Annotated in this window: 11 protein-coding genes, 1 other RNA gene and 2 pseudogenes; 9 read left to right on the top strand and 5 right to left on the bottom strand. The window is 42.9% G+C overall.

Features of this window, described 5'->3' with window-relative positions:
* Together V5298_RS18050 and V5298_RS18045 are read left to right on the top strand one after the other, a co-directional pair.
* A pseudogene (locus V5298_RS18050) lies at window positions 1-230 on the top strand (choline transporter); the annotation flags it as partial.
* 43 nt (window positions 231-273) lie between these two features.
* Window positions 274-729, top strand: a complete 456-nt coding sequence (locus V5298_RS18045) for a MarR family transcriptional regulator (protein ID WP_332932822.1) — start codon at window positions 274-276, stop codon at window positions 727-729.
* 3 nt (window positions 730-732) lie between these two features.
* Here the strand turns inward: V5298_RS18045 and V5298_RS18040 are convergent, their stop codons facing one another.
* The gene (locus V5298_RS18040) at window positions 733-1077 is read right to left on the bottom strand and encodes an RnfH family protein (RefSeq protein ID WP_416351203.1); all 345 of its coding nucleotides are present in this window, start codon (window positions 1075-1077) and stop codon (window positions 733-735) included.
* Window positions 1077-1505 carry a type II toxin-antitoxin system RatA family toxin gene (locus V5298_RS18035; RefSeq protein ID WP_332932820.1) on the bottom strand — a complete coding sequence of 143 codons (429 nt, stop codon included), beginning with the start codon at window positions 1503-1505 and terminating at the stop codon, window positions 1077-1079. The genes V5298_RS18040 and V5298_RS18035 overlap by 1 nt, the downstream gene beginning before the upstream one ends.
* 187 nt (window positions 1506-1692) lie before the next feature.
* On the opposite strand from V5298_RS18035, the gene smpB reads away from it, so the two are divergent.
* Window positions 1693-2172 (top strand): SsrA-binding protein SmpB, encoded by a 480-nt coding sequence (smpB, locus tag V5298_RS18030; RefSeq protein WP_332932819.1) that lies wholly within the window; start codon window positions 1693-1695, stop codon window positions 2170-2172.
* On the opposite strand, the gene V5298_RS18025 is transcribed toward smpB, so the two are convergent.
* Window positions 2117-3442 carry an NADH:flavin oxidoreductase/NADH oxidase family protein gene (locus V5298_RS18025; RefSeq protein WP_332932818.1) on the bottom strand — a complete coding sequence of 442 codons (1326 nt, stop codon included), beginning with the start codon at window positions 3440-3442 and terminating at the stop codon, window positions 2117-2119. The two genes, smpB and V5298_RS18025, sit on opposite strands and share 56 nt — an antisense overlap.
* A gap of 246 nt (window positions 3443-3688) precedes the next feature.
* Here V5298_RS18025 and ssrA point away from each other — a divergent pair.
* The 4 genes and pseudogenes from ssrA (at window position 3689) to V5298_RS18005 (ending at window position 5140) form a co-directional block, all read left to right on the top strand.
* Window positions 3689-4046: a transfer-messenger RNA gene (gene ssrA, locus V5298_RS18020) on the top strand.
* A 159-nt stretch (window positions 4047-4205) separates the two neighbouring features.
* Window positions 4206-4559 (top strand): annotated as a pseudogene (locus tag V5298_RS18015) (DUF6538 domain-containing protein); the annotation flags it as partial.
* A gap of 11 nt (window positions 4560-4570) precedes the next feature.
* Window positions 4571-4933: a hypothetical protein gene (locus V5298_RS18010; protein ID WP_332932817.1), complete on the top strand. Its 363-nt coding sequence runs from the start codon at window positions 4571-4573 to the stop codon at window positions 4931-4933.
* A 21-nt stretch (window positions 4934-4954) separates the two neighbouring features.
* Window positions 4955-5140: a hypothetical protein gene (locus V5298_RS18005; RefSeq protein WP_332932816.1), complete on the top strand. Its 186-nt coding sequence runs from the start codon at window positions 4955-4957 to the stop codon at window positions 5138-5140.
* Between the two features lie 224 nt (window positions 5141-5364).
* Here V5298_RS18005 and V5298_RS18000 read toward each other — a convergent pair whose 3' ends face one another.
* Both V5298_RS18000 and V5298_RS21055 read right to left on the bottom strand, forming a co-directional pair.
* The gene (locus V5298_RS18000; RefSeq protein ID WP_332932815.1) at window positions 5365-6081 is read right to left on the bottom strand and encodes a hypothetical protein; all 717 of its coding nucleotides are present in this window, start codon (window positions 6079-6081) and stop codon (window positions 5365-5367) included.
* A gap of 141 nt (window positions 6082-6222) precedes the next feature.
* Window positions 6223-6588, bottom strand: coding sequence for a 4-fold beta flower protein (locus tag V5298_RS21055; RefSeq protein WP_416351202.1), 366 nt, complete (start codon window positions 6586-6588; stop codon window positions 6223-6225).
* 555 nt (window positions 6589-7143) lie between these two features.
* On the opposite strand from V5298_RS21055, the gene V5298_RS17995 reads away from it, so the two are divergent.
* Together V5298_RS17995 and V5298_RS17990 are read left to right on the top strand one after the other, a co-directional pair.
* Complete coding sequence (locus V5298_RS17995) at window positions 7144-8433, top strand: tyrosine-type recombinase/integrase (RefSeq protein ID WP_332932823.1); 1290 nt, start codon at window positions 7144-7146, stop codon at window positions 8431-8433.
* Window positions 8434-8508: 75 nt separating this feature from the next.
* Window positions 8509-10290: DEAD/DEAH box helicase family protein (locus V5298_RS17990; RefSeq protein ID WP_332932814.1), on the top strand; the 1782-nt coding region annotated here is incomplete at its 3' end.

The raw sequence follows: 10290 nt of genomic DNA, 5'->3' as shown, positions 1-10290 counted from the left end.
TCAATGATCAGCCCGATTTCATTTATGCGGTACATTTAACCTCAACATCGCAACCCGATCTCAATGGGACGCTAGACACAGACGAAGATGACACGTACTATCGCGCCGATGTACATCTAAGTGAAGGTGGTCAGGGATACGATATTATGGGTTGGTCTAAGTTGGCCGTTATTAATGACGTAATTGATCATTATCACAAGCATCAACATTTTTTACACAGGTTAGTGTGACCTGATTTTTATGACGGAACCCCCAATGAGAAAAGAAGAATAGTTGCTCGTGGCCTTGCGTAAAGTAATACGTGCGGTAGATTTACGAAGCAAACAACTGAGTAGAGATGTGGGCCTCACTGGGCCACAGTTGTTAGTGATGCAGAATATTCAGGAACGACCCGGGATCATGGTCCGTGAAATTGCAGATAGCATTAACTTAAGTCCTGCAACAATAACCAATATACTGGATCGCATTGAAGCCCGAGAATTGGTCACCCGTATACGCAGTACTACAGACAAACGAAAGGTCGGCGTCTATCTCACCGAGAAAGGTGAAGCCTCCTTAGAGAATGCTCCTCGCCCGCTGCAAGAGCATTTTATCGACCGCTTTAATAACATGAAAGACTGGGAACAAAGCCAGATGGTCGCCACAATGCAGCGCATTGCAGCGATGATGGATGCCGAAGACATAGACGCGGCACCGTTTCTGGAAGTGGGCTCGCTACGGGATCGGTAACGGCTACTTTTTACTTTTCAATCCATTGGGACGGCCACCAGTGACCTTATCGGCCCGGCCTTCCTCAATGGCTTTTTCTGCTCGCCTTTTTCTGATTTCCTTGGGATCTGCAATCAGCGGGCGGTAAATCTCAATTCTATCGCCATCACCCACAGTATCGGACAACCGGGCAACACGGTTCCAAACACCCACTTTTGTTTTCTTCAAATCGATGTTCGGGTAAAGCGTTAAAATATCAGACGCTTTTATGGCCTCTTCAACCGTTGCACCTTCACCAATAGCCACTTCAATCAAAGACTGCTTATGGGGCAAAGCGTAAGCCACTTCTACAGTTAACAGCTTTTCCATCAATAGACCTGCTTCGCCCGTTCGGTGAAGGCATTGACCATACTTGTGGCCAAGCCACTAAAAATTTTACCAAAGGCAAATTGTGTGATCTTGTTACTGAATTCAAAATCTAAATTTAGTTCTATTTTACACGCGGAATCAGAAAGGGCTGAAAACGTCCATCCCCCCTTTAAATGCTTAAAGGGCCCATCAACCAACTGCATATCAATACGGGTTGGCGCATGCAACGTATTGCGTGTAGTAAACCATTGCTTTACGCCGGCTTTTGATACCAGCAGAGAGGCTTTCATTTCGTTATCGTGTTGTTCTAGAACTTTACTGTCTGTACATCCTGGCAGAAATTCAGGATATGACGCAACGTCATTAACCAAATCAAACATGGCCTGAGCGCTGTACGCCACTAACGCGCTGCGTTGAATACTCGGCATAATTATCACTTACGTTATTTATACTTCTGATTAGATAAGTTTATCACGAGACTTTATCCTCACCTACCCTTTAAGTTTATCCAAATTACCCCATATACCGGTTATTAATGACACATATATTCCATGAGTTTCGTTCCTCATTCGGAAAATAAAAGACAATCATTTATCAAAATGTATAATGGCGGGCATGAAAAAGAATAAATCAAAGCAAAACTCCACAGGTACTATCGCGCTTAACAAAAAAGCGCGTCATGACTATCACCTTCAAGAAAAGTTTGAAGCGGGAATTTCCTTACAGGGTTGGGAACTCAAGAGTATTCGTCAAGGTAAAGTGAACATCACCGATGCGTATGTGATTTTACAAAATGGCGAAGCCTATTTAGTGGGTTGTCGTATTACGCCACTCAATCAGGCCTCCACTCACGTGATATGCGAACCGGAACGAGCGAAAAAGCTACTGCTTACTAAACGTGAACTCGATAAGCTGATTGGCGCCCGTGAACGACAAGGGTTTTCCGTTGTTGCCACTGCCATGTACTGGAAAAAGTGCTGGGTTAAACTAGAAATGTACTTGGCGAAAGGTAAGCAAGCCCACGATAAACGTGACTCGCTTAAAGATCGCGACTGGGAACGTCAGAAACAACGTGTGATGAAACATAGCGTTTAACCGAGCGCACTGGCTTAGCCACGTGATGATTTTGTTTGTGCAGGTATTTCTTGTACAGCGAAATCATCTTGTGTCGATGCAGGGTGTCGAGTAATAAACTCCAGAAATTTGTGGGATTGCGCATGGTGGTTAAATCATTGCCAAGGCGACGTAACTGCCGTCTTACTTTAGCCATCACCACCACGGACGCCAATGTGGCATCTTTCCAGTCGCAGGTAGGATTCACCCCTAAATAGTCGTCTTTTTGTTGCCATTTATTAACGAGATCCGGTGTAAATGCCAAGGCGCTGGCCATACCTACCACAGCACACCCATCAGAAATGGCCTTTTCTGCGGTTTTCTTACTGGTAATGCCTCCCGTTGTCATAACCGGCATGGCAACACGACTACTGATTGCTTTTGCAAAGGATAAGAAATAGGCATTTTTACCTAATTCCGCTTCTTTTTCGCCCCGTCCTTGCATGGCGGGCGACTCGTAGTTCCCGCCGGATAACTCCAGCAGATCCACATTTAATTTATCCAGCAATTCCACCACAACACTGGCTTCATCAGGACTTAAGCCACCGCGCTGAAAATCACCACTGTTGAGCTTCACCATGACAATAAAATTATTACCACATTGGGCCCTGACCTGACACACCACGTTCAACAACAAGCGGGCGCGATTTTTTAAACTTCCGCCCCACTCGTCCTGACGTTGATTGGATAGAGGCGATAAAAACTGGCTTAGCAAATAACCATGGGCAGCATGAATTTCCACGCCATCAAAGCCCGCTTCTTTTGCCCGCTTAGCCGCTTGGGCAAAGCGGTGAGTCACATCGTGAATTTGCTCGCAAGTCATCGCCACTGGACGGGCAAACCGCTTACTGTAGCGGCCAAGTTTAAGGGGAATGGCTGACGGTGCCAGCGCGGTGCAGCTAATGCTTTTGGGCATTTGTCGACCGGGATGATTAAGCTGCATGATGGCTTTTGCGCCACCGGACTTTATCACTGAAGACCAACGTTTAAACCTGTCAAGATTGCCCACTAAAGGGATCACGACAGTGCCGGGCCCGGTTATCGCCCGATCATCAACCATAACATTGCCAGTAATGATCATACCCAGCCCACCGTGCGCCCAATAGCGGTAAAGGGAAAAGAGCGCGTGGTCCGGTTGCATATCGATACCAGCCATATTCTCTTCCATGGCCGCTTTGGCAAGGCGGTTTTTTAACCTAATCCCGCACGGAAGCGTATAAGGTGTGTATATGTTGGATTGTGTTTGCTGCATGTGTCCATTTCTTTCAGTGATGCACCTAATACTTTAATCCAAATTGATAACAGAATCTTGTGAAATAATAAATTTTCTTTAATGCCCCTGCGCTGAATCAAGGATCGGATAAAGTTTAGGCAGCTAAGAGGCGATGGTTTTAATTAATTTGTTATCCCCTCTTGATTACGTTAGAATCCGCCCAATATTGGATAGGGTAAACCATTCAATATGTTTTACTAAGCTTGGTAACAGGCTAACACCTAAGGGGCTGATTAGGATTCGACAGGATCTAGGAAGCCGGAGGTGCATGCAGAGGTGCGGCTGGCCTCTTAAAAAAGCCGCATTAAATAGTCGCAAACGACGAAAACTACGCACTAGCCGCTTAATAACCGGTATAGGCCCTTCCACCTAAGCTCTGTCTGCTAGCCAGGATTTTGGAAGGTCATATAAGTAGACTAGCGAGGGAAACTTTCCTGAGGTTGAACCGCGAAATAGTATCAGGACAGCTACCAGGAACCCTGTTTGTCGGGGTCTAAAGTAGTTAAAGAAAAGACAAACTAAGCATGTAGTACCAAAGGTAGACATTTTCTGGACGCGGGTTCAAATCCCGCCAGCTCCACCAATTCGTATTAAGCCCCTATTTTTAGGGGCTTTTTGCTATCTAGCCCACCTATGGCGCGTGTTTTGGTACACACACTGAGACACAATAGGTGGAGCTGGTATGGTAAGCACACTCCCTTCTTATCTTTTTAAACGCGCACAAATCTGATATTTTCGACAACGGACACCTCGCCATTTATTAGCATACATTGGCAAGGCCGAATTTAAAGTGTCGTTGAAAACACAAGATATCTACGTTGCTAAACGCCGTTCTTTTTCACTGGCGTTTTCGCTTCAGCAGTACTTTTCGAAGTATGAGAAGGAATTTATGACTAAAAAATTTCATGATGATGAGCAATTTACCCAACTCATTACCGCCAGCGAATCTAAAGTGGGCGATATCTCTTTTCCTGCCGTGACGTTTGACCTTGACGACCCGAAAGCCGAAGCGGACGCTTTCCTTTCGTATATGACTATGATCGAAGGTCACAAAGCTAAAAGTAATGATAATACCCCGCAGGAAAGCCCCAGATAAATGAAGGCGTTTTGCTCTCAGAAGCTATCGGTGAATATCTTGCATTAAAACGCGATGCCAACAATATTCATGAACATATTGATGAAAAGTCGGTTAGTGCTATCGAGGGTAAGCTTCGCCGACTTATTGACATATTTGATGAGGTACCTGTAGATTCCCTTGTTTTAAAAGACGCAGAACGTTATCGGAATACACTGCTCTGTTTAACTGCGAATATTAACAAGCTAGCTAAATATCGAGGGCTTAGTATCGAAGATATTTTGCAGTCGAAATCCGAAAAAGCCATGGCCTTCAAAGTGATTCGCTTATTGGTTAAAGCTAATCTACTACAAAATAGACAAATAGGTGTGCTCCGGGTATTATCGACACACTGATTTTTTGAAGGAGAGTCAGAAATGTTCAATTTATTCTCATTTAATGAACAAGATTTGAAGAATATAGAAAAGTTAAAAGAGAGCAAGGTTCGTTCACGCAAAGTTGTAGGGCGAGGTACGCTTGTTGCTGACGCCTCAGAAATTCGTAAAACAGAATCATTTCAAAAGAATGCTGAACGGGCGGCGAAGCTCGTCGTTGCTGGCTGATACATCTATCAGGGATCGAGCAAGAGGTAAGTCTCCTTTACTAATATGCAGATGCCTATTACAGCCTTCTGAATGAATGTTAAATCTTCCCAATTTTTCATATAAATCCTTTTAGCACATAACACCCTGCTTAGGGGTGGAAATACATGGGCTAAAATAGGAGCGAAGCGACGCAGCCCTTGTGTTTGCGTCCCAGCGAGCCCGCGAGCGATTACAGCAGCTTGTTAGCTCTTTATCGCTGTATTTTTCAATGCGGAATTAACAAAGCTTTCGACAATTCCCCATGTTTTAAGTAACACCTCATCTCTGCTTAGATTACTTTTTTCTCGGACATTTCCATGTCGAATAGGATCCGCCGCAGCTTTAATAAACATAGTCGTTTCTTCTGTTACATTGAGGGCGTTTCTGAGAAGCTCCCATGCCTGTTTCTTACTACAACTATTCTGGTGTCTATAATAATTCATAAGACATTCAATTGCCCGGTAGCAATAAAAACCTGAATCAGTTGGTTTTCTTATCGCCTCTCTTAAATCAGAAAAGGTGCGTTCAAGATCAATTGCTATAGGTGTTTGTAGTAATTCTGCTACTTGTTCGGTACTGATTCTTTGAAGAATGTTAAGAGATGTAATTGCTGGTTCGTCAACACCAAATACCCGATGGTGCCCGTTCTGGTTGTCTAAAAGCTGAATAATCTCTACTTCATACCCACATCCATTAGTAAAACAAAGTGCATCTGTAATTCCTCTCACACACCTCTGAGCAATGAAAGCTGCATTGTTGTAATGTTTTATGGGTTCTTGCGTGGTTAGTAAGCCAGCAATTCTAGATTTATAGACTGAATAATTGAATTGGTCGCTTCCATTTATTAACGCACACACGTTCTCAATTGTTACATCAGCTCTTTCTGGGTGAACGATTCCTGTTATTGAATATGTGTACATAAAATCCTTTACTAAACTGGGAGCTAACACCCGCATAAAGGGCGATAACACATGGGCTATAATTAGGAACGAAGTGACGCAGCCCATGTGTTAGCGTCCCAGCGAGCTTGCGAGCGATTTAATGCGTTTGTATGGAAACTATTACTGCCCAAGCCAAGCAAAAATAGATTCTGGGGCCCAACCTCCAGCTGGTGTTGCTCTCCTTGCAGGGCGTGCTGGGCGAGCCGGACGCGCCGGACGCGCTGGGCGGGCCGCTCTAGCCGCGCGAGCTGGCCTTGCAGGACGGGCAGTCCCAGAAACTTGCTCGTTAGGATTCCAAGCCACTGGCTGTCCAGATTGATTTAAACATAGAAGCCCACGAACAGGCCCTAACCAGTTACCAGTTTCGCTAGACCACGCATGACCATTGCGTACGTATGCAACCCAATTCATATCTGTATCAAAAATATGCTCATTTGGTCGGATCCAAGCTACTAATTCACAATTAACATCGAATAGTGGATACATAAATAAACTCTCCTTAGTTTTCTAACAATTTATTATACGAAAAAAATCCTCAATGCGGTGCGGAGTATTTCCGTATATCACACTATTAACCCTCTAACTTTTGCATAAAAAATACGCAGCATCAATATCTTACTCGCTTTCCTATTATTATTTTATTAAGTGCGGCTTGGTTGCGACTTATCTCACATTTAATAAATTTATAGGTAAGAAGACGGCGAGTGATCTAGAGCTTGAGCATGCACAAATACCCTTCGGTCATGGATGTGTTAAAACAACTATCTGAACCGATAGATTGTTGCCCATTAAGGTACAACCTTCTAAATAGTGTTTGGAAAAACCGGATTTATTTGGCAACGCGGGAGTGGCTGGCAGATACAAAAAACCCCGAACATTTCTGTTCAGGGCTCTTCGAATAATGGTGCCTCGACCCGGGATCGAACCAGGGACACGCGGATTTTCAATGTAATGCATGCATTTAATTAATTGTTTTAATTAATATTTTATTTTCTTTGCAAATTCTTTGCATAAGTTGGCATTTCATGATCTACTATGAGCATGGCAAAGCTAATCGAAAGACATGACATAAACGACGAACTGTATATCTTCAAGCAGGATAACAGTGAACGTTGGTATGCGCGTTTTATACTGACAAATCATAAAAAATGGTTGTGTAAGTCAACCAAGAAGAAAGACAAAGACGAGGCCATTGCAATGGCACATCGTATCTTTCTTGACCATCAAATAAGACATGAAAACAACAGTCTCGTACAGAGCAAACGGTTTAAAGATGTTGCTGACCGTGTCATCGAAAAGCTCGAAGAGCAGCTTGAACATGGTGGTGGGAAGCGCACTTACAAAGACTATATCCGAGCATTAGAAAACTATCACATCCCCTACTTCGCTCGCACGTTTGTCACTTCTATAGACCAAGAAGCAATAACGAAATTCGTTGAATGGCGTAAAAGGAAAATGAGTAAGCCGCCCGCTTCATCTACTCTTCAAACTCATAATTCGGCATTGAATCTTGTATTCAAGGAAGCTATTGAACAGAAATGGATGATAGCAGCTCAAGTTCCAGTGCTGTCGTCAAAAGGTGAAGCCGGTACACGCCGTGCTGCTTTCTCAGAAGAAGAATACGAAGCAGTACTTGAAGAAATCTACGAAGGCGAACGAAACGCCCACAGTGAAAAAACCAGACAGATTCGAGAGCTACTTTATGACTACTGCGAAATAGCTGTTAATACTGGTATCAGGCCCGGTACGGAAATGGAGAATATTACATGGAAAGATATAGAGATTAAAACTCAGGGTGCCAAGGCCCAATTCTTCATCAATGTAACCAAAGGCAAAACCACAAAGTATACAGGTACGCGAAAAGTGGTCTGTAAGCGGGATGTCATAGGCGCATTAATTCGACTGCGTGAGCGTTTCCCGTTGCGCACACCAAACCAAAAACTATTCTTGCTTGCAAACGGGGAAGCTACTCCACAGCTGGGCAAAGCATTTGAGAAAGCACTACAAAACTCCGGGCTTAAAGATTCACCCAGAGGCCCAAGAACTCTTTATTCGCTAAGACATACCTATATTACTTGGCAACTACTAGCCGGAACCAGCATGGACGTTATCGCACGTCAATGTGGAACGAGTGCAGCAATGATCGAGCAACATTATAGCCATGTTAAACCTGAGATGTTTGCAGATGCTCTGTCTGGTGTGACATTCGATGAAGAGAAGCCAAAACCCAAGTCGAAAAAAACGTTAGCCCGACAAGAAAGGAGTAAGGAGCGTGATGAGAAAATGTTTAAGGAATGGGCAGTTGAATATAAGAATCGCGGATGCATTTAAACGTCCTTATACTAAATGATATTCTGTCTCAAAAATTTATTCAGTGAACATTACTTATTCAAAAGGGATTTTTAGATGGCTCAAGACTTTAAAGATATCGACAAGCTTACACCTAGTGACTTTGAACTATTTGTTCGAGACCTACTCGTTGCTTCTGGTTGGTCAAATGCAGAAATAACACAAGTAGGTAAGGAATATCGTCATGGTGACGGTGGGGTTGATATATTTGCGTATAAGGGAAAACGTAAATTTGCTATCGAAGTAAAACAAAGAAATATCGATATAACAGTTGACGTCAAAGCACTGAATCAACTTGTTACAGGTGCTAGGCTCGCGGGTGTCAGCAACAAAATTCTTGTTACTAATTCTTATTTCACTTCTGAAGTAAAGGCAAGAGCTTTGCGTCTTGGCGTTGAGCTTATTGATCGAGATGAGTTACAAAACCTTTGGGTTAAAAAACATTCGGAAATCGGGCGCGAAATAAAGCCAAGAAAATATCAACAAGACGTGATTGATGAGGCTTTTGAAAAGTACAAATCCGGTACAAAAAGGCTTCTTATAGAAATGGCGACTGGTCTTGGCAAAACCTATACAGTTGCTCACTTAGTTAAGAAACTAATTCAGGGAACCGAAAGGCGTGTTAGAGTTTTATTTCTCGCTCACCAAGTTGAAATACCCCTTCAATCTGTAACATCGTTCAAGAATGTTTTAGGCGTTGGAAACTATAGCTTTTCAGCATGTTTTTCTGGTTCTTCGCCAGAAGATACCGACTTTGTCTTTGCTTCTTTTGATACACTATACGGACAAATAAATTCTCTTAGCACTAATGCATTTGATTTCGTAGTAGTAGATGAGGCACACCACACTCCCGCAAGGACGTATGGAGAGGTTGTAACTCGTTTTCAACCGAAATTGCTGGTCGGTTTAACAGCTACACCTTACCGCGCCGATAATAAAGATGTTTTAAAATTCTTTGGAGGAGCGGAAGGGCATATAGGGAAATTTGATTTAGTCTGGGCGCTTAAGCATCGTAAACTCGCATTTCCCAAATATCTTGTTCTACTAGATGACCTTGATCAAAGCAAAATCGACCAACTTGAAAGCGGATTGACAGTGTCAGATTTGGATAAGCAACTCTTTCTGCATAAAAAAGATGAAGAAGTAGTTAAGATTATAGAAAGAACAGTCACTGAAAAGGAAATTAATGATGTAAAAGGAATCATTTTTTGTAGGAATATACAGCATATGCGCCACCTGTTAGGCTTCTTCGAACTAGGAACGGCAACGCTTGTCCACTCCAAGATGTCTGACCAAGAAAGACGAGAAAATATAAGAAACTTTAGGGAGGGTGATTTCAAGTATATTCTCGTCTGTGACCTTTTCAATGAGGGAATTGATATCCCGGAGACGAATCTTCTCATATTTATGCGATACACTGGTTCAAAGACTATATGGCTCCAACAGCTGGGACGAGGGCTCAGAAAAACACCCAATAAAGAATTCGTTCATGTTTTAGATTTTGTTGGTTCTCTCGAACGTTTAGACGAAGTTAAGCAATTATCAGATGCTGTTACTCGAATGCCAGTAGACTTAGAAAATATTGTAGATGACGATGACAATAAGGCATCGAAGTCGGTAATTCACGATACCACTTTGGAAGTTACATATAGTGAAGAAGCCGCAAGAGTTCTGACATTATTGGAGAACATGAAGTTTCAGCTGAAGAGTCGCGAATTATTGATAGACAAAATTAGAGAGTTTAAGGAGAGTCAAAACTATATACCAGATATTGCCTCTTTAGAAGAAAGCTTACAGGATATCAGCCTCGACCAAATCGCTACACATTTCGGTTCGTAC

The sequence above is a fragment of the Alteromonas sp. 14N.309.X.WAT.G.H12 genome, from assembly GCF_036697315.1.
Taxonomy (GTDB): domain Bacteria; phylum Pseudomonadota; class Gammaproteobacteria; order Enterobacterales; family Alteromonadaceae; genus Alteromonas.
Note: the sequence above shows the minus strand (reverse complement) of the source record. Positions and strands in the feature narration are given on the sequence as shown.